Below are 26,281 nucleotides of genomic sequence, written 5' to 3'. Positions count from 1 at the left end.
ATTCATTATCGAATTCTCTTATCGAGGTGTCCACTTTTTATTCTAGTTCTAAACCTACATCTAAATACCGGAAAGTCCCCACTTTTCATCATATCCCGCTCTTTTAATTGTACTTTATACATCTATTCACCTGTCGTCTACCTAACCACATTAATAGGTGTACTTTCTGCAACTATCTCCTGATTGCGTCCGGCTTTGTCTTCCAATATAGAGTATTAATTATCGAGCTTATAGTCTTTACCTATCAATTTGATTGTATTTATGTATTTCTAACATGACATGAATCATGATATAGTAGTTTCATTAATCGAAGCGTATTGCTACTTATTTACAGCGCTTCGTCCATGTTCGTCGAATCCTTCAGTGGGGTGATTATTAATGAGTAAACAACAGACAATGTATGAGAAAATTTGGAACAATCATGTGATTTTTCAGGAAGAAAGCAAACCTAGCATTTTGTATATCGATTTGCATCTTGTACACGAAGTAACTTCGCCACAGGCATTTGAAGGTTTGCGTTTAAGCGGACGTAAAGTACGTCGTCCAGAACTGACATTTGCAACTATGGATCATAATGTACCAACGAAAGATCGCTTTAACATTAAGGATCCTATCTCCAAACAACAAATTGATACGTTATCTCAAAACTGTCGTGAATTTGGTGTAACATTGTATGATTTGGATACAGTTGACCAAGGTGTTGTACACGTAATGGGACCTGAGCTTGGTCTGACACATCCAGGTAAAACGATTGTTTGTGGAGATAGCCACACATCAACGCATGGTGCGTTTGGAGCATTGGCGTTTGGGATTGGTACGAGTGAAGTTGAGCATGTAATGGCTACACAATGTCTACAACAGGCTAAGGCCAAAACGCTGGAAGTGCGCTTTATTGGCAACCGTAAACCGGGAGTAACTGCTAAAGACCTTATCCTTGGTTTTATTGCACAGTATGGCACTGACTTCGCTACGGGCTACGTTATTGAGTATACGGGTGAAGCGATCCGTGGTCTGACAATGGAAGAACGGATGACGGTTTGCAACATGTCAATCGAAGCTGGAGCTAGAGCGGGTTTGATCGCACCGGATGAGACAACATTTGAATATCTACGTGGTCGCCAGCATGTGCCACAAGGAGATCAATTTGATGTTGCTGTCGCAGAGTGGAGAAAACTTACAACAGACGAGGGTGCTCAGTTTGATCGGGTAGTAGAATTCGATGTAGATTCACTGATACCACAAGTAACCTGGGGCACAAGCCCAGGAATGGGAACGAACATCAATGCAACTGTACCTAATCCGGTAGACTTTGAGAGTGACAATGAACGTAAAGCAGCTGAGAAAGCTCTAGAATATATGGGTCTGACACCAGGAACACCGATGACTGACATTGAGATTGATTATGTGTTTATCGGTTCTTGCACAAATGGACGTATTGAGGACCTACGGGCTGCAGCAGAAATTGCTAAGGGCTATAAAGTATCTGAGAAAGTAACGGCAATCGTCGTTCCTGGATCGGGTCGTGTTAAGATTCAGGCAGAGGAAGAAGGCTTAGATAAAGTCTTTACTGAAGCTGGATTTGAATGGCGTGAGGCTGGTTGCAGTATGTGTCTCGCGATGAACCCTGACGTACTAGACCCAGGACAACGCTGTGCATCTACATCAAATCGTAACTTTGAGGGTCGCCAAGGCCGTGGAGGCAGAACGCATCTCGTCTCTCCTGCGATGGCTGCAGCAGCAGCGATTAAAGGGCGCTTTGTAGACGTCCGTGATTGGAATGTCCAAAGTGAGATCGTAAGCTAACCAAAGCGAAGAGAGGAGAATTAACCATGGAAGAATTTAAAACACTTACTGGTATTGTTGGCCCTGTTGACCGCGTCAATGTGGATACCGATGCAATCATACCTAAACAATTTCTTAAACGTATTGAGCGTACTGGATTTGGACAATTCTTGTTCTATGAATGGCGTTTCGACACCGAAGGCAATGTAAATCCTGAGTTTGAACTGAATAAACCACGTTACGAAGGAGCATCAGTGCTCGTCTCACGTGTTAACTTTGGTTGCGGATCTTCGCGTGAGCATGCACCTTGGGCCATTTTGGATTATGGATTCCGTTGTGTTATTGCACCGTCCTATGCGGACATTTTCTATAACAACTGCTTCAAGAATGGTATTCTACCGATCGTCTTATCGGAGGAGCAAGTGGAAGATTTGTTCCAACGTACAGCTGAACACGATGGATATCAATTGACAGTGGATCTGGAGAATAAAGTATTGACTGATCAATACGGTCTGAGTATCGCATTCGACCTAGACGAGCATCGTCGTCAATTCCTATTGCAAGGTTTGGATGATATCGGTCTTACGCTTCAACATGAGGACCTGATCACAGCATATGAGCAAAAGAGAGCCGCTAATGTGGTGTCTGCTTAATCTAGCTTTATAGTAAAATCAAGCCCATCTAGTTCACTTATTCTAAGTGAGCTAGATGGGCTTTTTTGTCGCCTACGTCTAGTTCTATTTTTATAGTCGAAAGCTAGTAGAAGATTGGCTGAAATCAAATACTATATAGTATCTGATTTCAGAAGGAGGTAGACAGAAATGAAACATGCGGAATTGCACTTTGAGCAGGTAGTTGGGAGTACTAGAGGTTATTTTGTAGAGGAAAATCCGATAGGGATCAACTTATTAATTCATCTGAAAAATGAAGGAGATAGACTACTTCAATTAATTGTAACGCTAGTGAATGCAACAATTACTACAATCGATGTAGAGCCTCATTCCGAATTTGCATTTGGAGTTACTAGTGTTCAAACGATTGGAATCGCTGCATCCAAGTCACCAGATATTGGTACTCCCATCGGGAAAGGTACCCTAATTCTCATTCCGAATTTTTCTGAGATGAATCTGTCCTAGATTTAATTTAAGAGAATTTCTGGGAAATATTGAACTATAGTTTAAAACTATCTAGGCTGTATTTACTATGTATAGAACATTATTGAGTAAGACGATAAGGTGAAATTAGCCCTATTGTCTTACTTTGTCTTTCTATGAAGATATAAGGCTATGAGAAAGTTCTATTTTCTGATACTATGGAAGTAATTAGCAACATTTTGTCCGTTGGAAGCGTTTAATAGATTAGAATGAGCTGTGTTGTCGAAATTGCTGAGTATGCCGGTCATCATCCGGTAAATTACAAGAATGATAGGAGTATGATGATGAAGAAAATCGGTTTTTTCTTGACACTAATTGTTTTTTTGTTAGCTTTTCCGCGCTTAGGATTTGCGGCTTCTGCGGATACTCACATTTACTTGGACGGTCTGGAACTGTCTCAGCCTAGTAATGCTCAGGCAGGTAATGTTAAAGGGAGCGTTATGGTCCCTATCCGTGTCATTGTCGAAGGCCTGGGATATGATGTGGGCTGGGAGAAGGCAAGCGGAACTGTGACGATTAAGCAAGGTGATACGGAGCTTAAACTATTAATCGATAAGGACCAGGCATTAGTTGGTGACCAGAGTGTCACACTAGCGGCTGCGCCTTTCTTGTTGAATAACACAACGATGGTCCCTTTACGTTTCGTCAGCGAATCGATGGGCCTTAAAGTGAGCTGGGATAATAAAGAGAAGTCTGCATATTTATATAGTCCTGAAGGTGGAGCGGCCGGAGAAATCCTGCCAGGAAAGGGGACATCCCTTCCATCCGATAGCGGCGAAACTATGGTGAATAATCCTGAACAAGAACAAGGGAATGGATACATAACTGAGACAACTGCCCATATTAATGGAGTAAGTTTCTCAGACAATAAATTGATGATTGCAGTTGATCGTGCGGTTCAACCGAATGCATTCGCTATGTTTGGACCTGATCGAATTGTGGTAGATATACCTATGGCTTCTTTTGGTGAGACCTTTGCACTGGACTCAGCAAATAAAGGGGAACTTCTTGTAACAGATAACCCAGCAGTTTCAAAAATACGCTATTCATTATTCGACAGTACTACTTCTACGATTAGATTTGTAATTGATCTGAACTCCAGTAGCCAATTTGCGATTACAAATGCTGGTGATGGTTTGGTAATCATAGATTTAGCAGGACAATCTACTAGCCCTAACCTGCCAACGGAATCTAACGGAACACGTGTGGTATTGATTGATGCCGGACACGGTGGGTCTGATCCGGGTACAAGTAGTCCTACCAGACTGGAGAAAGACTTTAACCTAGCGATAGCTCTGAAGGTAGAAGCACTGTTGAAATTAGAGCCTAACATTACCGCTGTCATGAATCGTAGTGATGATACGACCTTAACGCTCAAGAATCGGCCTAATTTAGCCAATAGTATAAAGGCGGATATTTTTGTTTCTATACATGCTAATAGTGTGGATAAATCAGTTAAAACCAATCCTAGTGGTACAGAAACGTATTATACACGTGAGGACAGTATAGCCCTTGCAAATGTGATTCATAAGCACTTAGTACAGGCAACAGGACTTAATGATCGCAAGGTTCGTCAAAAGAATCTACTCGTTACCCGTGAAACAACGATGCCAGCAGTGCTTTTAGAATCTGGTTACTTAAGTAACTCATTTGATGAGGCCGTCTTGTTTGATCCGATTGCTCAAGATCGTATTGCTGCTGGGATTGTAGCAGGAATTAAAGAATATTTTGGCCTATAATAAATAAGACAGGCAACAATGATAGACCAAGAGGGGGTTATACGGAATGAAAAAAATAGGAATAACATTAATTTTAGTTCTTATGATGATAACCGCAGTCGGTTGCGGACAGAAGCCTCTAGCGAGTTCTGAGGGAAATGAACAATTACCGGACAAGATAGTAAATGAACAAGAGCCTCAACCATCAGCCCAGCCAGATTCTAGTCAAGGATCATCGAATGGGGGTCAGAGTGAACAAGTTGTAGCTCCCGTACCTCAGGTGTTAAAGATTAAAGTGTATTATACGGATGACGACATCATGGATTTGAAAGAGATGGAACAAGAGATCACGGTAGAGGATGCTAATCCGAATTCCAAATATAGTGAAGCGTTCAAAGCTTTACAGAAAGTCAGCGGTAGCGGTGTAATATCATTATGGGAGAAAGTAATATTGAACACGGCTTCGTTTGCGGATGGTGAAGTAACGGTTGATATTCAGTTACCTGATGAAGCACGGCTTGGTTCGGGCGGCGAATCACTTGCGATCGATGCGCTAAAGGCAACGTTCTTCCAATTTGAAGAAGTGAAGAAGTTGGAATTAACGGTTAACGGAGATAAATTGGACAGTTTAATGGGGCATGTTGAACTTGAGCATCCGATGACTAAATAGTAATCAAGAATAAACCATCTCAACGCTTCGGCTGGAGATGGTTTATTTAATTTATTATAAAATTGTAACTATTTCAACGAAATTGGCATAATTACGCAACTTTTAAAGGACCCATACGTCTAATATGTCGTCTGGCAATGTCGAAGATAGCAAAAACATCCTTCTTCTCGTCAGACAAAAATACTAGGATGGTAGGGGTGTGAATGAAAAAAACTGGTCTAATGTTGTTTATGTTGATTTGTATGTTTGCTTTTCCGGGACTGGGACATGCTGCTGGCAGTACAAACATTTACCTGGATGGAAAGGCGCTGAACTTGCCTAAGAACGGTGAAGTTCAAAATGTGAATGGTAATATCATGATACCAATTCGTGTCGTCGTGGAGGAGCTAGGATTTAACGTCAACTGGGAGAAAGTAACGCGCACGGTAACCATAAAGCAAGCTGATACAACGCTGAAGCTGGTTGTGGGTGAGAAAACGGCAACAGTAAACGGCAATAAAATGAATTTATTGGTTGCACCGATCCTGAAAAGTGATACTACGCTCGTTCCACTTCGCTTTATTGGCGAGCAATTTGGATTAACAGTTCATTGGGATAATGCGGCGAAAACTGCATATTTAGTTACCCCAGGTGACAATAATTCGGGAGGGGATGTTGATCCAGGTAACGGCGGAACGACGGAACCGACTCCTCCTACAACTCCACCGGTAACCGATGAAAATTTGGCATCCATAGGTGGTATAAGTTTTAGTGACAACAAACTTATGATTGCTACGGATAAGAATGTAACACCGAATATATTCAAAATATCAGGACCCGAGCGGATCGTAATTGATATACCTAATACGAAGTTTGCGGATACATTCTCAAACATACTAGATTCTGATAAAAATGGGTATTTAGACGTGGAAGGTTATCCTGCTGTTTCCAAGATTCGTTATTCATTGTACAGTAACAGTCCATCGACTATTAGATTCGTTATAGATTTGAATCAAGCTCAAAACTATAAGTTGACCAATGATAATGATGGTCTTGTCATTATCGATCTAAATAGTGATTCTACCAGTAGCGGTAGAAAGTTGGTTGTTATTGACGCAGGCCACGGAGGAAGCGATCCGGGAGCCATCAGTGTAACGAAGAAGAAAGAGAAAGATTTCAACCTAGCGGTTACCTTGAAAGTGGAACAACTGCTTAAGAAAGAGACCCAATTTGACTACGTTCTTACACGTAGTGGTGATACGTATCCATCGCTGAAGGATCGGGTGAAGATCGCAGAGGATATGAATGCAGACATCTTTATTTCTATTCATGCAAATGCTGGTTCTGCTACAGCTAGTGGCGTTGAAACGTACTACACGCGTAAAGAAAGTCTTGCACTGGCAAATGTAATGCATAAGTATCTGGTTGCGTCTTCAGGACTTACGGATCGCAAGGTTCGGACCAAGAGTTTGCATGTTACACGGGAAACGACGATGCCTGCTGTCCTTCTGGAATGTGGTTACTTAAGCAACCCTAAAGATGATGCAATCTTATTTACTGAATCTTTCCAGAACAATGTAGCTGAAGGCATTGTAAAGGGTATCAAGGAATACCTTGGTATCCAATAAAATGTTTCGCGAAGGAGGAGTCATCATGAGCAAAAAGTATTTGGTTTCCGGGATGTTGATTCTTTTGTTGGTCTTGAGTGCAGGATGTGGCCAGAAGCCGCAGGCTTCGCCTGGTAACTCTCAGAATAATGCTACGGATAATGCTACAGAGAATGCGACAAATAGTACGACAAATAACGGTGTTAGCGATCCGACTACAGCATCACCAGGAAATTCACAAGAGAATCAAGATAAACCTGTGGATAATAGCACGACGAAAACGATTGATTCTTATTACACCGACGATCAGATGTTAGAGTTGAAGAAGGTTTCCAAAGATATTTCTTATTCAAGTGATACTGAGAAGTATGAAGCTGCTTTGAAAACACTCCAGAATAGTAGTAGTACAGAATTGTTCGCTCTCTGGGAGAAGGTAGTGTTCAAATCTGTTAAGTTTGAGAACGGAGAACTTACAGTGGACATCACACTTCCGGATGAAGCACGCCTTGGGGCAGGAGGAGAATCATTAGCTCTAGATTCATTGAAGCAAACCTTGTTTCAGTTCTCCGAAGTGAAGTCGATTGAACTCCTAGTTGATGGAACCCAAGTGGAAAGTTTAATGGGTCATGAAGAGCTTGAGCATCCGATGACAAGAAATTAAGGAAAATTAGAGGAAAGAGGTCCCTTACCGTCGAATATGGTAGGGACCATTTTTTTAAAAGGAGAGAAAATAATGTCATCATTTAAACGCAGCTTTACACGAAATACGAAAAAAGCAGTTTCTACCATGCTCGTTACGGCTATGTGCCTTAGTGGCGGTGCAGCGGTATTTGCTGATCAAGCTACTACTCCTACGGCTCAAAGTGTTGCGGCTGTATCGATATTCAGTGATGTTAAAGACGGATTCTGGGCAGAAAAGCATATTTATAAACTTGCGGCTGAAGGAATCATCTTAGGAGATGCTGGTAAATTCCGCCCAAGTGATAGTGTAACTCAACAGGAAGCGATCACAATGGCGATTCGTTTCATGAACTTAGATTCAAAATTAGGTAATGGTGAGGGCTCGCCTACTGAACTTACAGTAAGTAAGTATTTCAAACCTTATTTGGAACTTGCTGTATCGCAAAATCTGATTAATAAGAGTGAAGAAATTGCAGCTACAGGCGCTAAGGAATCTTGGGGTGAGAAAAAGGCATCGCGTGAATGGATAGCAAAAATTCTGGTGCGTGCTTTAGGTAAGGAAACAGAGGCAAAAGCTTCAGCTGGTCAAGCTACCGGATTTGCGGATCATGATAAGATTACAGCATCAGCGCGCGGTTACGTTAATGTAGCGGTCCAACTGGATATCACTAAAGGTGTCGAAGGCAACAAATTCGATCCACTCGGTAAGGTTACAAGAGCGCAGATCGCTACGTTTCTAAGCCGTGGAGGAGATCACTTTAATCCAGGTTATAGTAATGTTTATGAAGGCATCGTGACGGAGTTGACAGATAGTAAAGTTACTCTGACAGCGAACGGTAAGATGAAGTCATTTACACTAGATAACCGCAGCGTATATTTCACGAAGGACTCAGAGCTTAAGGCGACGAAAGCTGAACTGAAGCCATATACGAAAGTATTAATTGTCGATAAAGTAGGTTCTGCTGTTTATGTTGAAGTGGTAGATGCTAAGGCGCAGCTTGAGAGTACGGAAGGTACCTTGTTACGGATGTTGAGTGGTAACCGTATGTTGTTATTGGTAAACAATGATTCTGTTACCTATACTTACGATGATAATACGGCATTCATGGATCAGAACGGTAATGCCATTAAGGCGGAGAGCCTTACACCGGATAGTACGCTTGTAGTTCAACGCGAAACTTATTCAGGGGCTAATAAGCCGATTATCGTTCAAGTGAAATCAGCTATTGTGAACAAAAGTGGTAAAGGTACTATAAGTAGCGTAAATGTTACGGATAAAACACTGAGTATCAAAGATGCTTCTGGTAACACAGAAACATTTAAGTTCGATGACAGCGCAGCCGGAACAATTGTGCGGTATCAAAGTCAGATTCTTACCCTTGGTGAATTGAAGGCGGATATGGCTGTGAGTTATGTAGTTAAGAATAACGTACTGGATTCGATCGAAGTTTCTCAAGGCGTGGAACGTACGGTTACAGGAACTTTGATTAGTGTTGAAGGCAATTCTCTCTTATCTTATAAGAATGCCAGTGGATACCCTGAAGTGAAATTGTTGGTTGAGAAGCCGAAGGTTGTCATCAATGGAATTAATGATGCGACATTGGCGGATTTGATCGCCGATTTGAACGGTGGGGATAAAGTGGAATTGACACTGGATCCACAAGAACGGGTAACCCAAATTGTTGTACAGGGACGTCAGTCCGAAGTGCTCTCGGATGCTGCAGTTGTTAATTATGACTCAAAGTCAAAGACGCTAACGGTTCTGGACTCGGCTAAAAAGCCACATGTTTTTGTAGTAAATGATAAATCTAAATTGGACTACAACTCCACTGCACCAACTCTTTCAGGTATTGAATCACTTTTGACTAAGGACCGGAAGATCAATATTACTCATATTGGGGACCGAGTGTTGTCTTTACAGGTGATTTACAAATATGAAGGAACATTTTTAGCAGCCAATACGACAACGAAAATTATTACAGTTCAGTTGGCCGATGGGAAGACTGTAGCTGTACCTTATCAAGGTTCGCAACCATCAATCGAACTATTTGGTAAGAGTAATGCAACTGTCAATGATATCAAACTTGGCGATCCAGTAACAGTCATTCTGAGTGCTAATCAGGATACGTTACAGACGCTTGCGATCAAATCGGTGGTTCAGTTTGAAGTATCTTCAGTAAATACAGCTAATAGCCGCATTCGTGCTGTGTCAAATGGACTAAGTAGTGAATTTTATGTGAATCAGGCGACATTGCTTGACGAAAATGGTAATGTTATTAAGCTCTCCAATCTGGAAGCAGGACAAACGATCAATGTAACCTTTAATGGTCAAACTGCAGTTGCAGTTCAAGTGGTTAAGTTAACACTAGGTAAAATTCAAGCGGTAGATGGTTCTAATCTAACCTTGAAACCGTATAGTGGTGGTACGGAAATCTTCTCACTCTCCGGAGGAGTAAAGGTGTTGCGCGGAACCTCAGTAAGTACGGGAATTACTAGTCTGACAACTTCGGATCATGTAGAGGTTCGTAAGGCTAGCGATGGTGGCCTAGTAGTTAATGTACTAACGGTACTTGAGCGTAAAGTATCAAGATATGATGCGAATAATAAAGAGATTTTAGTGATTAGAGCGTCTCTGTCAGACAACAATTTTAGGTTCACTGTCACACCTGAAACATATATTCATCAAGGTGATACGACATTATCCGTGCAATCTCTTAAGGAAAATGATAAAATTGTTTTATATTTCAACGGTGACAAACTGGTTGAGGTCGAAAAACAATAATCATTTTCGTAGGAATAACCGTCTTGATGCGGGATTTTTCCCGGATTGAGGCGGTTATTTATACGTTAAAGGAAGTTGGGTGGAGACATGAATGCCGCGGATGTCCGCCATATCTTGGATTGTATAGGCGAAATGTTCCCGGATGCACATTGCGAATTGTTGCATAGTAATGCTTTCGAATTAACGATTGCTGTACTGTTGTCTGCGCAATGTACCGATGCGACTGTGAATAAGGTGACGGTGGATTTATTTCAAAAGTACAAAACTCCAGAAGACTACGTCTCCGTCCCGTTGGAAGAGTTAGAGCAAGATATTCGTCGTATCGGTCTGTTTCGCAGTAAGGCCAAGCATATACAGAAAATGTGTATGATACTGATCGAGGAATATGGAGGTGACATTCCAAGTGAGCATGATAAGTTGGTATTGTTACCGGGTATTGGACGTAAAACGGCCAACGTTGTTGTTTCCAATGCATTTGGTGTTCCGGCAATCGCTGTAGACACTCATGTGGAACGGGTGAGTAAGCGGCTGGGACTTGCGGGTTGGAACGATACCGTATTAGAAGTCGAGAAGAAATTGATGAAGCGGATCCCGAAGGAAGAATGGACGCTTACACATCATCGGCTTATTTTTTTCGGCAGATATCACTGTAAGGCACAAAACCCACAGTGTCAGATCTGTCCGTTGCTTGATGTTTGCCGCGAAGGCAAAAAGCGTATGAAAAGGTCACAAGTCAGAAAAGATAGAGAAGCGTGACAAAAAAAGATAACGATAGTAGAGGATGAGATTCCATGAAATGCATTTCCGTATACACTGATAACTTTGAACTATTTTCGGATGTTTTCGAAAAAGTGATTGAAATTGAATTGCAGGAGAACGATGAGCGCGAGATTGATGGTCTTACCGTCAGCGATTCCGGCGATGTGCCTGAGCATTATTTGGAGCGGATGGCTGTTAAACCAGAAGTTGTCGTCATGAAGGATAAATCTAGAGGCATCACTATTTTACAGCATGGTAAAGTGTTTGAAATATTGATTCCATCAGAAGCTGATAAAGCTGAAGCAGCGTTGATGTAATATTCGAAAAATAACCAGTTCCTGGGATGTGCTTCCGAGGACTGGTTATTTTTTTTGTCTATTTTTTTGTTTGAACGAATTGTCTCAGAACCCTTCCATGTATCTCCAAGGTAATGTAGAATGATTGTATTTCCTGAAGAATTAAATAGAAAATACATATGCAAACTTTCGTGCCGCATTTCACCGTAGTAGCAAGGGAGGAGGAGAATATTCGATGAAAACGATTACAGATAGTCAAGATCATTCATTGCAGATGCTGCTCGACCAGCTTAGTGAATTGTACAACCAGTGTGGAGATGACACAGCTTGGCGGGAAATAGATGATCTACAGAAGAAGTTGTCTGCGGGTGAATTGACACTATCCTTCTGCGGTCATTTCTCGGCTGGGAAATCAAGTCTAATTAACTCATTGTGTGGGAAAGACGTCTTACCGTCAGCGCCGATTCCTACAACTGCGAATGTCTCCGCGCTCCGTCATGGTCTACCTCAAGTTCAATTAACCCCAGTAAGAGGGGAGAGAGATGAAGGTGAGCGAATAGTCTCAACCCAGTTAGGCGATTTAGAGAAGTATTGCCGGGATGGAGATACATATTCAATGATTAAGCTATGGGACGACATCCCACTGTTAGGTGAACATGGTGTCCTATTGGATACTCCTGGTGTTGATTCAGGTGATGCCGCTCATGCGCAAGTTACGAATTCAGCCCTGCATTTGGGTGATGTCGTGTTTTACGTAATGGATTATAATCATGTGCTGTCAGAGAGTAATCTTTCATTTGCCAAAATGTTGGCGGACTGGGGTAAACCACTCTATTTGGTCATCAACCAGATCGATAAGCACCGTGAGCAGGAAGTATCATTTGAAACTTACAGGGAATCTGTTGAACAGGCTTTCGAATTGTGGGGGATAGTCCCTACAGGTGTTTTGTATATTTCATTGAAAGATCTCAATCATCCTTTAAATATGTTGTCGCAATTAAGAGCGTGTATTACGAATTTATTAATTGAACGAAAGTTATTACTACATTACAGTATCGCTTGTTCTATTCACCATGGGGCGGAAAGCTTCTTGAAGCGTTGCGAAATAGCTGAAGAAGATGAGAGGGAGGATTTACTGTCGGAAGTTGGTGGTGTTGAGGTTCTTGAGGCGCTGCAAATGGATTTAACTGCTCTGGAGGCTAGGATAGAATCAAACGATAACTTGTTGGAGGCATCGCGCAGGGAGTTTACCAAAGATCTGGATCGACTGCTCGGAAGTGTACATATTATGACCCCTTCGCTTCGGGAGGCAGGGGAACTTTATTTAGCTAGTCGCGAAAGTAACTTTAAGACGGGACTATTGTTTAGTGGTGGTAAGACACAAAGAGAGAAAGATCGAAGACGGGATGATTTTTTGTCCAAGCTGCAGGAGGGAACATCTGCACAGGTTGACTGGCATGTTCGAGATTTACTTCGCAAATTTGGAAGAAGCCATGATCTTTGGAGCACGGAATGGGAATCCGTGATGGATGCAGCGTTGCCGCAAGCGGAAGAGGAATGGATCGCAGGCCCGGCCCAAGAGGGTGCGCTGCTCTCTGGGCAGTACACGCTGCGTTATGCAGCAGATGTAGCAGCCGGCATTGCCGGGCGCTATCGCCGCGCTGCGCTCGCGGTAGCCGAGCGGCTGCTTGCGGAGGAACTTGCGCCGCGCGTAGCTACTACGGCGCAGGACCTGGCCGCTCAGCGCGCCGCATTGCTTGCGCGATCTAAAGCGGCGACGCGGTGGCACGCGCTTGACGCTGCCGCCAAGGAGCGCGCTGCGCAGCTGCATGCGCTGCTCGGCGCAGCCCCGGCCCTCACCCCCGGCACCCTGCCGGAGGTGGGGGAACCGCCTGCGCTGGCCGCGCCGCGCACGGCGGCCCCGGCGCCGGAGGCGCTAGCCGTTGCCGCAGCTGCGGCAACAAGCCCGCAAGCGTCGCACGCGCTTGCGCCGGCAGCGCCAGCCGCGGCCATGCACGGCCAGCAGCGATTAGCGGCTGCGGCCGAAGTGCTGGAAGCCGCAGCTGAGGTACTTGCCCCGTACCCGGCCTTCGGCACCGGGGTCAAAGAACTTCGAGCACGCGCGGTCCACTTACGCGGTGGCAAGTTTACGGTTGCGCTGTTCGGTGCGTTCAGCGCGGGTAAGTCCTCCTTCGCTAATGCTTTGCTAGGATCGGAGATATTGCCTGTATCACCGCATCCAACTACGGCAGCAATCAACGTGATCATGGCACCTCAGAATGGGATGCAGCATGGCCAGGCGAAGATTGTTTTTAAGACGATAGAAGCGATGAAGAGCGATCTGATCTATTCATTTGAATCACTACAGCTCGGTACATGGAAGGAACAGAGTTGGCTGTCTCAAGTGTCCAAATTAAAGATCAGTGATGTGCCTCCTTTAGGAAGGGCCCACTATAGCTTTCTAAAGGCAGCAGCTTCCGGTTGGACAGAATATGTCTCTCGCTTAGGAGGTCAGGACATAGCTAGTTTAGAGGGTTTCGTCTCCTATGTTTCTGATGAGAACAAGGCTTGCTTTGTCGCTGAAATTCAATTGTATTACGCTTGTCCTTTGACAGATCAGGGGATGGTCATTGTAGATACGCCAGGTGCAGACTCCATCCACGCGCGTCATACGAATGTGACTTTTCAATATATGAAGAATAGTGATGCTATCGTATATGTAACTTACTACAATCATGCGTTCTCCCGGGCGGATCGTCAGTTCCTAGCCCATCTTGGAAGAGTGAAGGGGAGTTTCGCATTAGATAAAATGTTCTTCATTGTGAATGCAGCTGATTTAGCCGCAACACCTCAGGAACTTGATGAAGTCATAGATTATGTGAAGGATGGACTTCGTGGAGTAGGTATCGAATCACCGCAAATTCATGCTGTTTCAAGCCAGATGGCTCTGGAATCCAGAAGTGTAAATGGAGGGGCTTTAGATTCTACTTCAGGGTTTGCAAAGTTTGAGACTGCATTCTTTGAATTCATAGGTCAAGATTCTGCTGGCCTCGCCTTGGATGCGGCGCAAAGAGAATTCAGTGTGCTAATGGACCGTGTAGTGCAGTGGACAGCTACCTTGACACAAAGTAAGGAGGAGCGAGAAATTCTTCTAGAACGGCTTCAAGAGAGCCGTAAGAGCTTTGTAACTGAGTTGGGTGCTTTATCGCAAATGACTTGCGATATGGAGATACGCCAAGAAGTAGAAGAACTGCTGTATCATGCTCGGCAAAGACTGCGTTTCCTAGCAGGTGATCTGTTACTTGAATATTTCCACCCCACATTACTCCAGGATGATGGCAGTGATATAAAGCGGAAGTTTACTTCAACATTCCATGGTTGGCTGGCTGGGTTATCTCTGGAATTGGAACGAGAAATTCAGGTTACCTCGCTGAGAATGGAGAAGAAATGTGATACTTTGCTCAACGTGGTATATAACGCCTGGTTGGATGACTTAAAGGGGAAAATGGATATCATTCCGACTTTTGTTACTCATCTTGCTGTCACTTGGACATCTCCTGAGGCGAAGGAAGGATGGCTTTCACAGGTACTCGATCCGAGTGCTTACTGGACTTATTTCAAGAATCCTAAGGCTTTCTTTGAGGGAGGTGGTAAGCAAAGACTTCGTGAAGCCGTAGAGTCCTCACTCGAGATTAAAGTTAAAGAGGTTGTGGAGGAGGCAAGCCAGAGCTTGATTAACTTGTATTGTGAGGAGACGGCAACAAGGTTGTTTGCGCTGACACGATCTTTAGAATCACAGTGGGATGAATGGGAATCAGGTATTGGCAATCTTACACTTTCTCCAGAAGGAGAAGAATCGTGGGGAATCGTGATGGAACGGCTTCACTCCTTGAATCTTACTTTATCTGCGAATAACCGCAACATCACAGAATAGATTAAGGAAATCAAATAAAATACAACATGATTGTTCTACTGGGAGGGAAATACATGGACGTACTAAGGCAACTTCGAGGATTTTACAGGGAAAGGCTTAATTATTTGATCCTGTCCATACTGTGTCTGGCAGCCGCTACGGCGCTTGGGCTCGTGTATCCTCAGCTCTTGAGGAAGTTAATTGATGATGTAATTAAACCAGGAAATTATGGAGATGTATTATGGATTGCAATAACGGCCGTATCCGTTGTTGTCGTGAAAGCTTTATTGCAGTTTTTGCACGGTTTTTTTGGCGGGAGACTCGGTAATTTCCTTGCTTATCGGTTACGAAATGCTTGTTATGAAAAATTACAATTTTTATCATTCCGCTACTATGATACGGCAAAAACAGGGGATTTGATGTCAAGGCTGACAGGGGACCTGGAAGCGATTCGTAACTTTGTTGGATTTGGATTTGCACAGATTCTAAATTTGGTGCTCATGGTTGCATTTGGTTCGACCATGATGATGACTATAAGTTGGAAACTCACCTTGCTTACGATGATTACGATTCCGTTCTTGGCCGGAGTCGCTTTAAAATTTGAATCCAAAATTCACCCTGCATTTCAGGAAATGCGTCAGGCTCTTAGTTCATTAACGTCGGCAGTACAAGAGAATGTTATGGGTGTACGCACAGTTAAGTCATTTGCCCGAGAGCCGTATGAAATGGAGAAGTTCTCTCATCGCAATGAACGATATAAGGATAATCAAATCTTTGCAGCGATACTTTGGAGTAAGTTCTTTCCGGTAATGGAGCTACTCGCTTCAATTAGCGTGGCAGTCCTACTATTGGCTGGAGGAACGTTTGTCATCAAGGGGGAAATGACTCTTGGCGAATTAGTAGCCTTCTTTAGCTTAATTTGGTACATCATAGGTCCTATGTGGGGACTTGGGTTCCACATTAACAACTATACTCAATCTAAAGCATCTGGTGAACGGGTGTTGGAGATTCTGAATCAGCAGATTGATGTGAGAGATAAACCGAATGCTACTGTTCTTGATCCACTAAAGGTGAAAGGATTCGTAGAATTTGACCATGTTACATTTGCTTATGGAAACAAGATGCCTGCAGTGACAGATATTGATTTTAAGGCTGCCCCTGGCTCGGTTATCGGTTTTCTCGGGGGCACGGGTTCGGGGAAATCAACAATTATACAGTTACTGATGCGGGCCTACAATGTGAACGAGGGCAGTATTCGCTTGGATGGGCAGAATATCTCAGATATCAGCGTACATAGTCTACGAAGTCAGATTTCAACGGTGTTTCAGGAGACGTTCTTATTCTCATCCAGCATTCTGAATAACATTTCCTACGGAATGAACAATGTAACGATGGACGATGTTGAAAGGGCCGCAAAATTAGCCAAGGCGCATGAGTTTATTATGGAGATGCCTGATGGTTACGATACAGTAGTTGGAGAGCGTGGTATGGGATTATCGGGTGGACAGAAACAACGAATAGCCATTGCTCGGGCATTACTCAAGAATCCTAAAATTCTGATTCTAGACGATGCAACAAGTGCGGTAGACATGGAGACGGAGCAAGAAATTCAGTCAGGATTCCAAGAAGTTATGCGGGGGAGAACTACATTTATTATCGCTCACCGGATATCTTCACTACGGCATGCTGATGAAATTCTCGTACTAGATGAGGGAAACGTTGTACAACGAGGTACGCATAAAGAACTAATCCAAGTTCCCGGGCCATACCAAGAAGTCTATCGCATTCAATACGCAGATCATCTAGCTAGAGCAACCCGCACTGAAGGGGAGGCGGAATCATCATGAGTATTCAAACTGAAACGAATAAGAAACATCAATCTAACGTCAAACATAATAAAAAGATAGAAGAAAGATTTATCTACCAAGATGATGAACTCATCGATAAAGGTTTTGATTGGAAACAGTTCCAGCGATTGTTCGGCTATATGAAGCCATATGCGAAGCAACTTCTTCCATTGGTTGGTCTGATGACGATCCTTGGCACAATCACTAAACTGACGGTACCTTTTCTAACGAGTCTTGCCATAGATAAAGCGATCGCACCAGCCGATGGAAATACGAGCCTAAAGTTACTTTACATTTTGTCTGCAGCAGTGGTGGTATTGTATATCATCCAATGGGCAGCTAGTGTTTATCGCATCAAATACACGAATATTATTGGTCAAAAAGTCATTTATGACGTTCGTTCGGATTTATTCAAACATATTCAGAAGCTATCATTTAACTTTTTCGATAAACGGCCAGCCGGTTCTGTACTGGTAAGGGTAACGAATGACGTCAATTCACTGCAAGAGCTGTTCACGAATGGTGTCGTCAACCTCATGATCGATTGTGTTCAGTTAGTCGGGATTGTCGTAATTCTGTTGCTCATTAATTGGAAGCTAGGACTTGCAGTAATGATTACGGTACCGATTATGTTCCTGATCTCCACTAAACTGAGACAGAAGATTCGGATCGCCTGGCAGGTAGTTCGGATGAAGAACTCGCGAATAAACTCTCACCTGAATGAGTCGATTCAAGGTATTCGCGTAACTCAGGCATATACACAAGAACAGGAAAATATGAAGTATTTCGATATGATGAATAAGGAAAGTAAGAAATCTTGGGATAATGCGTCCGCGATGAACCAAATGTTTGGCCCGCTTATTGAAATAACGGGGGGAATAGGTACCTTCATATTATTTATGCTTGGGGTTTATTTGATTCAATCGGGGGAATTAACGATCGGCTTACTTGTTGCATTTAGTAACTATGTAGGTAATTTCTGGGATCCGATCAATCGACTGGGCCAAATGTATAACCAACTGCTTGTTGCCATGGCATCATCAGAACGGATCTTTGAATTTATTGATGAAGAACCAAGTATTACGGATAAACCGGGAGCGCTACCGCTGCCTACGATCCATGGTGATGTACAGTTCAAGCATGTTGTCTTTGAATATGAAAAAGGGCGTCAGGCTCTTAAGGGAATTGATTTGAATGTTCAACCAGGGCAATCCATCGCTTTAGTTGGTCATACGGGCTCGGGTAAGAGTACTATTATTAATTTGATCAGTCGATTCTACGACACGACAGATGGAGCCGTATTAATCGACGGACACGATATCCGCGATGTTACGGTGCAGAGTTTGCGTAGTCAAGTTGGGATCGTGCTGCAAGATACGTTTATTTTCTCCGGAAGTATCCGGGATAATATTCGATTTGGTCGGCTGGATGCCACCGACGAAGAAGTGGAGAGTGTAGCGAAGGCAGTGGACGCTCACGACTTCATTATGAAACTTCCAGGAGGTTATAACACGGAAGTTGAGGAACGGGGAGGGGCGTTATCCATGGGACAAAGGCAATTGCTTTCCTTTGCTCGCGCGCTACTAGCCAATCCACGAATCTTGATCTTGGATGAGGCAACCGCCAGTATAGATACCGAGACAGAGCTTAAAATTCAAGATGCCTTGAAGGTGCTTCTAAAGGGTAGAACCTCGTTCATTGTTGCCCATCGTTTGTCAACGATCCGTAGTGCTGATAATATCGTCGTGTTGGATCATGGCGAGATCAAGGAATCGGGTACACATGATGAATTATTGAAACATGGTGGCATTTACTCAGGTTTGGTAGAGGCACAGTTTCGGTTTTTGTAACCTTTTGTCGAATAAAGTGTGAACTTAATGAAAGACTATTGCATATTTCGTGAAAATCCCTGAAAATAGAGTGAGATTATTATCACTATATTAAATTGATGTTAAATAAACGCACTCAAATTCAGGGGGGATACGGGTACTCATGTGGGGAGCTCCTTTATCGAAAAACGCTAAAAGCATGATGCTGCTTGGTAGCGGTGAACTGGGTAAAGAGGTTGTGATCGAAGCACAACGTCTTGGAGTCAGAACGATCGCAGTTGATCGATATGAACACGCGCCAGCTATGGGCGTTGCTCATGAATCGTATGTGATCGACATGTTAGATGGAGAGGCTCTGAAATCGCTTATTGTGAAGCTATCGCCGGATATTATTGTTCCGGAAGTTGAAGCGATTGCTACGTCGGTTTTGGTTGAGTTGGAAGAGGAAGGTTTCACTGTTATTCCGACGGCTACGGCAGCACTACTTACGATGGACCGTGAAGGGATTCGTAGACTTGCAGCGGAAGAGTTAGGATTGCCGACGGCCAGATATGCATTCGCTAACAGTTTAGAGGAATTAGAAGCAGCGGTTTCAAACATCGGTATTCCGTGTGTGATCAAGCCTTTGATGAGTTCATCAGGCAAGGGTCAAAGTGTATGCCGGAAATTCGAAGAGGTTGGGGAATGCTGGAATAATGCTCTGGAGGGGGCGCGCGCCAAGAAGTTGCGTGTCATTGTTGAATCCTTTGTCCCGTTTGTCAGTGAGATTACTTTGTTAACGGTGAGATCAGCATCCGGTACGATCTTCTGTCCACCAATCGGTCATATTCAACAAGATGGGGATTACATCGAATCGTGGCAACCCCATTTTCTAAGTGATCAGCAGCTTACCGATGCGCAAGACATTGCACGTAAAATTACAGATTCTCTCGGTGGCTTTGGCTTATTCGGCGTAGAATTATTTCTTACTGAAGATGGAGTCGTATTCAGTGAAGTATCACCTAGACCACATGATACAGGTATGGTAACTATGGTTACTCAAGATTTATCCGAATTCGCTCTGCATGTTCGGGCTATTCTAGGATTTCCAATTCCGTCCGTTGAATTGCTTACTTCAGGTGCATCTGCGACATTAAAAGGTGACCGTGAAGGCGAAGATTTCGTTATCGCAGGTTTGAATGAAGCATTAAGTCTTCCAAGAACGCAAATCCGTGTGTTTGGTAAGTCGCTATGTAAACCTGGGCGCCGTATGGCAGTAGCTCTAAGCAGTGCACAGGATGTTGAAACAGCTCGCAGCCGCGCTAAACAAGCGGCAAGTCTACTTAAGGTGGTATGGTCCAATGAGTAGTCAAGTCTGTGCTCCAGCATTAGTCATTCGAAATAGCAGTTGTGATGATGTGAATGACATGCTTCCGCTAATGCGGCAGCTCTGTTATCCAACAACACCGAGTGTGCTTAAGGAGCATCTTTCCATGCTGGATAATCATCCTTTGCAGTGCAGTCTGGTTGCTGAGCTTGATGGGAATGTAGTGGGTACGACATTCTTGAAGCTGTATCAAAGCCATGATATGAAGAAACCAGTATCGCAAATTTCTGCTATGGTGGTGGATGAGGAATACCGAGGTACGGGAATTGGTAAACGATTGCTTCGTGCGGCAGAATCATGGTGTAAAGAACATGACAGCTCACAAGTGTATCTATCTACGGGTGATCGTAACAAATCAGCTAAAACATTCTATGAGCATTTAGGTTATACTTGCTCGGGCTACAGACTAAGTAAGGTTATGTCTTAATTTGAAACGGGTACGATCCTTATGGATCGTACCCGTTTTTACTTAGTTAGTATTCAATTGGCGGCATATATTGGATGCTGGTCATGTGGAGAGGAGTTTCGGTGACGGCAATAATGATTACGATAGGTTGATAAATCGCCCCGGAATACAAGCTTCAGGAACACACAAGTTCCCAGATCTGAAGGTGTAGTTAACGCAGCTGATTTCTCAATTAGGGTAACACCACTATTTTGAAACACGCTACTTACGAACTGTGAACAGAAGTACGAATTTTCTCCTCCAAGTTCCATGTTGAGAATAATCCCTAGAATGCCAAGGAAATTGTAGCTGTATAACTCATTGTTCTCTTCAAATTTTTGTACATAAGCTCTCATTTTATTGTAGGTTTCTGTACTGACAGTACAACTATAAACAGCACACGTAGCCTTCTCAAATACACCAGTATGGATGTTCTCTCTCACGAATCCGCCATATACAGGAATAAGTGGATGCTTCCTTCCGAAACTGTACACTTTCCGTAATTGCGAGTCAAAAGCAATAGACGCATGATTAAAAGGAGCCTTGGTGTACAGACCTATCATTTTTGTCACAATGCTGCGTGGATTACTTAGTAGAATATAAATTTGCTTCTTATCATCCATGTTCTCAACCGCCATAAAATTTATTGTTAATATACTTCCATTTGATATTACCATGGTATGTCACTTGGGGGAATAGCGAAACCGACTCAGGAAGGAAAATAATACTAGACTAAAGTCCAAGTTGACAATTGGACGTATTTACTTTTATAGGACAATACGATAGAATCGGGGGGAAATTAGGGGGATTTATTGCAGATCTATGCTTAATGGGGAGAGGTTGCATATGATATATAAATTGATACTAGTGGACGATGAAGAGGACGTAAGAGAAGGATTGCTGGGACAAATTCAGTGGGAAAGTCTTGGCTATCAGGTGATGGATACTGCGGAGAATGGAAAGGAAGCCGCGGAGATGGTAGAGAAGCATCATCCCGACGTGGTAGTAACTGATATTCAAATGCCTTTCATGAACGGTCTTCAATTATCAGAATGGATTCGCAATCATTATCCGGGAACAAAGATCATCATACTCACCGGTTACGATGAATTCGAATATGCACAAAAGGCAATTCGGCTAGGGATTGATGAATACGTGTTGAAACCATTCTCTGCTGGAGAGTTAGTGGAAGTGCTGGAGAAGGTAAAGGATCAGATAGATGAAGAGATGGCCGACAAGGAAAATGTGCAGCTTCTCACGGAACATTATCGCAAGAATCTGCCGATTCTCCAAAGCTTATTTCTCTCTTCCCTAATGTCACGCAGACTTCCGGAACCCGAAATTCGGGAGAAGAGTCAGCATTACGATCTTGATTTAGATGGCCAAAGCTATATGGTATCGGTAATCAGTATTGATTCTATGTCAAGAGTAAGCAACGCTTTAGTAGGTTCAGCGCGTTCGAATGAATCGGCCTCACTGCGAGAAACGCATGATACTCAACTCCAATTATTTGCAGTGCTTAATATAGCGGAGGAAATTGTAAGAAGGAATTATACGAATAAGGTTTTTATTCATCATGATGAAGTCGTATTACTTAGCATTAGTGAGGATACGCGCTCAGAAGATGCGGCGAACCGAACGTTTCAGTTGGTAGAGGAAATTGTGTTTAGTGTTGAGCGTTATTTGAAATTAACTGTGACAATTGGTGTGGGTTCGGTTATTTCAGATATAGGAGACATATTATCTTCGTATAAAGAAGCTCAACAAGCATTAGATTATCGGCTAATTCTTGGCAATAACAAGGTAATTTGGATTGAAGATGTGGAGTCAAGGAAATGTGCGCCTAGTTCTTTTGATGAAGTAAAGGAGAAGGAATTGGTTCGGTGTCTTAAGTTAGGAAGTGACGAGGAGTTACTAGATCTGTTGAATGATCATTTTAGTGGTCTACTTGATGGACGTGTATCCAATCAGGATTTCCAAGTATATTTGTTAGAGATGTTAACGGTTGTGATCAGAGCTGCCAAGGACATCCATGTGGACCTGGATCAGTTATTCGGCAATAAGGTTTCTATCCTGGGGCAGTTTTCTAAGTTTACACATGCGGAAGAAGCGAAGTCGTGGTTTATTGATGTGTGTATGAAGATAAAAAATGATATCACATCCGATCGTCAGACTAGTTATAACAAGCTGGTGACTGAAGCACGCGAATATATATTGTCGAACTATGGGGAAAAAGAGCTTTCAATTACGAAGGTCTGCAATCATTTACATATTAGTACAGGATATTTTAGTAATATTTTTAAAAAAGAAATGAAAATGACATTTGTAAGTTTTTTGATGGGTGTGCGAATGGAAGCGGCACAGGACTTATTACGAACTACGGATTTGAAAGCGTTTGAAATTGCCGAGTTAGTGGGATTTGTGGATCCGAACTATTTCAGTTTTTGCTTTCGCAAGAAATATGGAATATCTCCTAAAGAATACCGAAGTGGAGCAAAAGTCCAATGAGATTTTGGAATGTAATTTCCAGATATCTAAAAGGTTTTCATTTTCGGAATATACAAGTTCTCATTTCGGTCTCCTCTATTACGATCACTGTGATAGTTGTCTTACTAGTTAGTATTATGTTGTTTGATCGATTCTCGAAGGCTGCGGAGGAGAACACTTTTCTAGGGCTAGGGCAAACAATTGAACAGGTTAATGCAAATCTGGAATTGTACGTTAGCGGGATGGAGGATGTTTTTGATGTCGTAGAAGAGAAGATTAATATGGCATCCGATGTCTCAAACAAACAACTCGGTGAGCAATTGGATACCATTCTTAACACGAGAGATGACTTGGTTTCAATGGCACTGTTTACTGAGGAAGGTGATTTGGTACGTAACATGCCCGAGATTCCGATGCGCCAGAACACGAAGCTAACCGAACAACTTTGGTTCGAGAAGGCAGTGCGGAAACAGGGAACTCTTCAATACACGCCACCGCATATTCAAAACTTATTTAAATGGCAATATCGCTGGGTTGTTTCCATGAGTAAGACAATATTGTATCAAGATGACGCTAGATTAAAGAAGGGTGTTCTCGTCATTGATATTAACTTCCGTACCATTGATCAACTCAGTCAAAGAGTGAGCCTTGGTAAAAAGGGTTACGTATACATTATTGATTCCATTGGAACCATTGTTTATCACCCCCAACAACAACTAATTTATGCCGGTTTGAAATATGAGAATATGGAATCTGTGCTGAATTATACATACGGTAGTTATCTTGACTATGCGGAGGGAGAGCAACGGATAATTACGATACAAACGGTAGTTCCGACGGGGTGGAAAATAGTCGGTGTGGCCTATGCGGATGAGTTTTTGACGACTACAAAGGAATTGAGCGACTTTATTATCAGGGTCTTAATGTTAGTGATCGTTGTTGTGCTCATAGTGAATATTTATATCTCAGCCAAAATTTCGCAGCCCCTTCGTAAGCTAGAAAAGTCGGTCAAGATGGTGGAAAAGGGTGACTTTCAAACGAATGTTTATGTCAGTGGAGCCTATGAGGTGGAACAATTATCCAAGCGATTTAATCTCATGTTGCGGCGGATTCGCGAGCTCATGGACCAGATCATCCAGGAGCAAGAGGCAAAACGAAAGAGCGATCTAGACGTGTTGCAATCTCAGATTAATCCGCACTTTCTCTACAATACGTTGAATTCTGTTACTCGCCTAGCAGAGATGGGGAAGAGCGAGGAAGTTGTCACAACAATTACGTCGTTATCACGGTTTTTTCGTATCAGCTTAAGTAAAGGCAGTCATATTATTACGGTCCAAGAGGAACTAGAGCATATCCGGCATTATCTGATTATTCAAACCATCCGTTTCAAGAACAAGTTTGAATATGAAATTGTAAGTGATGAGGGAGTTAATGATTATCTGACGCTTAAGTTGATCCTACAACCACTAGTTGAAAATGCGATACATCATGGTATCGAAAACTCACCCGATAAGGGGTTTATCGGAATTTACGTTAAATCAGAGGGTGACAATCTAGTCTTCCGAATCAAGGATAATGGTGTCGGAATGTCTGCAGAAGCTGTCGAGAAAATATTTAGTAATGTCATGAGGAATGGGCCAGGCTCCGGGGTGGGCGTACGTAATGTGCAGGAGCGAATATCGCTGTATTACGGCAAGTACTATGGATTGCATTTTGAGAGCGAGCAAGAAGAAGGAACCACCGTCACAATTACAATTCCAATCGTTAAGCTAGAGAAGGAGTTGTCGGAAGGGGAGGAGTCATGAGGAAGATAATAATGTTCGGTGGCAAGGGGATTACTCTAATCGTTCTACTGACTTTAATCCTCTCTGCCTGCACAACTTCAAGGAGTACACAAAACGCAGATAAAATTATGGTTGTAGATATGATCGTTAAGCTGGATCGGGGAGATTATTGGAATACGATTCGAATGGGAGCCGAAGCTGCTGCCAAAGAATACAACATCAATTTGAATTATTTAGCCCCTGATAACGAGAACGATTATAGAGAGCAAATTGCATTAATGGAAGAGTCGATTGCGCGTAGACCTGACGTTATTGTGCTCGCAGCTAGCGATTATGAGGCTTTGGGTCAGGTTACAGACCAGACTTCTTATTATAATATTCCGGTGATTTCAATGGATTCAGAAGTGGCATCAGCGAAAGTGAAAACCTATGTTGGCACTAATAATTATGAAGCCGGGCAAAAAGCAGCTGAACGCTTGGTGGAATTGACAGGCAAGTACAGTCAAATCGGGATTGTTAATTTCGTACAAGGAGCTAGAAATGCAGATCAACGCGAGGAAGGTTTTCTTGATTACGTTGCCAGGTTCCCAAATGTGCAAGTGATGGACATTCAATACTGCGGTTCAGATGAACTTTTGGCCTACACACTGACGAAGGAGATGTTGGTTAATTATCCCCGTTTGGATGGCATCGTCTCTCTAAGTGCGGAATCTTCGATTGGTGCAGGTAAAGCTGTAGTGGACATGGGCTACGCTGGCAAGGTTAAAATGATTACCTTCGATAACCCTCCCGAGATGCTCGAATTGTTACAGGAGGAAACAGTTCAAGCGATGGTCGTGCAAAATCCGTTTAATAATGGATACATGGCGATTGTTGCCGCTGTAAAGGCTGCGCATGGTGAGCGTTTAGATGGTAAGATTCCTACCGATACGAAGCTGATTGATCTGGATAATATGCTATGGCCTGAGAATCAGAAGTTGTTGTTTCCGTTTGTAAAATAGAACGGAGGGGAAAGAACGGTGAAAACAGTCGCTCCGCATGCCGTTTGATCTTTCGATCGCTATTGTAGTTGTATTGTCATTATCATATAAAACCTAAAAGGGTTACAATCCAACTACAAATGCGAACGCTTTGCTTCTCCAGATTCAAACGGCCCGCTCCGCTTTTCTTTCACCGGTCTTT

The 26,281-nt window shown here is 43.0% G+C and carries 19 protein-coding genes; 18 read left to right on the top strand and 1 reads right to left on the bottom strand.

Annotation, left to right across the window (positions count from 1 at the left end; translation table 11 throughout):
- Positions 1–378 precede the first annotated feature (378 nt).
- From leuC to EJP82_RS04130, 15 genes are all read left to right on the top strand, one after another.
- Entirely contained in the window at positions 379–1,803 is a 1,425-nt protein-coding gene (gene leuC, locus EJP82_RS04200) for a 3-isopropylmalate dehydratase large subunit (RefSeq protein WP_127190753.1), read from the top strand.
- Between the two features lie 26 nt (positions 1,804–1,829).
- A complete protein-coding gene (gene leuD / locus EJP82_RS04195) occupies positions 1,830–2,435 on the top strand; it encodes a 3-isopropylmalate dehydratase small subunit (RefSeq protein ID WP_127190752.1) in 606 nt (201 codons plus the stop codon).
- A 168-nt stretch (positions 2,436–2,603) separates the two neighbouring features.
- Entirely contained in the window at positions 2,604–2,918 is a 315-nt protein-coding gene (locus EJP82_RS04190) for a hypothetical protein (RefSeq protein ID WP_127190751.1), read from the top strand.
- Positions 2,919–3,214: 296 nt separating this feature from the next.
- The gene (locus EJP82_RS04185; RefSeq protein ID WP_342773671.1) at positions 3,215–4,675 is read left to right on the top strand and encodes an N-acetylmuramoyl-L-alanine amidase family protein; all 1,461 of its coding nucleotides are present in this window, start codon (positions 3,215–3,217) and stop codon (positions 4,673–4,675) included.
- Positions 4,676–4,721: 46 nt separating this feature from the next.
- The gene (locus tag EJP82_RS04180) at positions 4,722–5,324 is read left to right on the top strand and encodes a GerMN domain-containing protein (RefSeq protein WP_127190750.1); all 603 of its coding nucleotides are present in this window, start codon (positions 4,722–4,724) and stop codon (positions 5,322–5,324) included.
- Positions 5,325–5,527: 203 nt separating this feature from the next.
- On the top strand, positions 5,528–6,931 hold the full coding sequence (locus tag EJP82_RS04175; RefSeq protein WP_127190749.1) for an N-acetylmuramoyl-L-alanine amidase family protein: 1,404 nt from the start codon (positions 5,528–5,530) through the stop codon (positions 6,929–6,931).
- Positions 6,932–6,956: 25 nt separating this feature from the next.
- Positions 6,957–7,571 carry a GerMN domain-containing protein gene (locus EJP82_RS04170; protein ID WP_127190748.1) on the top strand — a complete coding sequence of 205 codons (615 nt, stop codon included), beginning with the start codon at positions 6,957–6,959 and terminating at the stop codon, positions 7,569–7,571.
- A gap of 72 nt (positions 7,572–7,643) precedes the next feature.
- A complete protein-coding gene (locus EJP82_RS04165; RefSeq protein ID WP_127190747.1) occupies positions 7,644–10,373 on the top strand; it encodes an S-layer homology domain-containing protein in 2,730 nt (909 codons plus the stop codon).
- 87 nt (positions 10,374–10,460) lie between these two features.
- Positions 10,461–11,129 carry an endonuclease III gene (gene nth / locus EJP82_RS04160; protein WP_127190746.1) on the top strand — a complete coding sequence of 223 codons (669 nt, stop codon included), beginning with the start codon at positions 10,461–10,463 and terminating at the stop codon, positions 11,127–11,129.
- 35 nt (positions 11,130–11,164) lie between these two features.
- Complete coding sequence (locus tag EJP82_RS04155) at positions 11,165–11,449, top strand: NAD/NADP transhydrogenase alpha subunit (RefSeq protein WP_127190745.1); 285 nt, start codon at positions 11,165–11,167, stop codon at positions 11,447–11,449.
- A gap of 214 nt (positions 11,450–11,663) precedes the next feature.
- Entirely contained in the window at positions 11,664–15,362 is a 3,699-nt protein-coding gene (locus tag EJP82_RS04150) for a dynamin family protein (RefSeq protein ID WP_127190744.1), read from the top strand.
- Positions 15,363–15,415: 53 nt separating this feature from the next.
- Complete coding sequence (locus EJP82_RS04145; protein WP_127190743.1) at positions 15,416–17,188, top strand: ABC transporter ATP-binding protein; 1,773 nt, start codon at positions 15,416–15,418, stop codon at positions 17,186–17,188.
- A complete protein-coding gene (locus EJP82_RS04140) occupies positions 17,185–19,038 on the top strand; it encodes an ABC transporter ATP-binding protein (protein ID WP_211350037.1) in 1,854 nt (617 codons plus the stop codon). The genes EJP82_RS04145 and EJP82_RS04140 overlap by 4 nt, the downstream gene beginning before the upstream one ends.
- Before the next feature lie 142 nt (positions 19,039–19,180).
- Positions 19,181–20,365, top strand: a complete 1,185-nt coding sequence (gene purT / locus EJP82_RS04135; RefSeq protein ID WP_127190741.1) for a formate-dependent phosphoribosylglycinamide formyltransferase — start codon at positions 19,181–19,183, stop codon at positions 20,363–20,365.
- Positions 20,358–20,810, top strand: a complete 453-nt coding sequence (locus EJP82_RS04130; RefSeq protein ID WP_127190740.1) for a GNAT family N-acetyltransferase — start codon at positions 20,358–20,360, stop codon at positions 20,808–20,810. Before purT ends, EJP82_RS04130 begins: the two co-directional genes overlap by 8 nt.
- 53 nt (positions 20,811–20,863) lie before the next feature.
- Here EJP82_RS04130 and EJP82_RS04125 read toward each other — a convergent pair whose 3' ends face one another.
- Positions 20,864–21,451 (bottom strand): hypothetical protein, encoded by a 588-nt coding sequence (locus EJP82_RS04125; RefSeq protein ID WP_127190739.1) that lies wholly within the window; start codon positions 21,449–21,451, stop codon positions 20,864–20,866.
- A 226-nt stretch (positions 21,452–21,677) separates the two neighbouring features.
- Between EJP82_RS04125 and EJP82_RS04120 the strand changes: the two genes are divergently transcribed.
- Genes EJP82_RS04120 through EJP82_RS04110 form a run of 3 tightly spaced genes read left to right on the top strand, consistent with a single transcriptional unit; the run spans position 21,678 to position 26,100 of the window.
- Positions 21,678–23,336 carry a response regulator gene (locus EJP82_RS04120; RefSeq protein ID WP_127190789.1) on the top strand — a complete coding sequence of 553 codons (1,659 nt, stop codon included), beginning with the start codon at positions 21,678–21,680 and terminating at the stop codon, positions 23,334–23,336.
- Positions 23,333–25,120, top strand: coding sequence for a sensor histidine kinase (locus EJP82_RS04115; protein WP_127190738.1), 1,788 nt, complete (start codon positions 23,333–23,335; stop codon positions 25,118–25,120). The genes EJP82_RS04120 and EJP82_RS04115 overlap by 4 nt, the downstream gene beginning before the upstream one ends.
- A complete protein-coding gene (locus tag EJP82_RS04110; RefSeq protein ID WP_127190737.1) occupies positions 25,117–26,100 on the top strand; it encodes a substrate-binding domain-containing protein in 984 nt (327 codons plus the stop codon). The genes EJP82_RS04115 and EJP82_RS04110 overlap by 4 nt, the downstream gene beginning before the upstream one ends.
- The last annotated feature ends 181 nt before the right edge of the window (positions 26,101–26,281 follow it).

Source organism: Paenibacillus anaericanus (genome assembly GCF_003994475.1).
Lineage (GTDB): Bacteria > Bacillota > Bacilli > Paenibacillales > Paenibacillaceae > Fontibacillus > Fontibacillus anaericanus.
The sequence above is the reverse complement of the archived record's forward strand: the minus strand, read 5'-3'. Positions and strand labels throughout refer to the sequence as shown.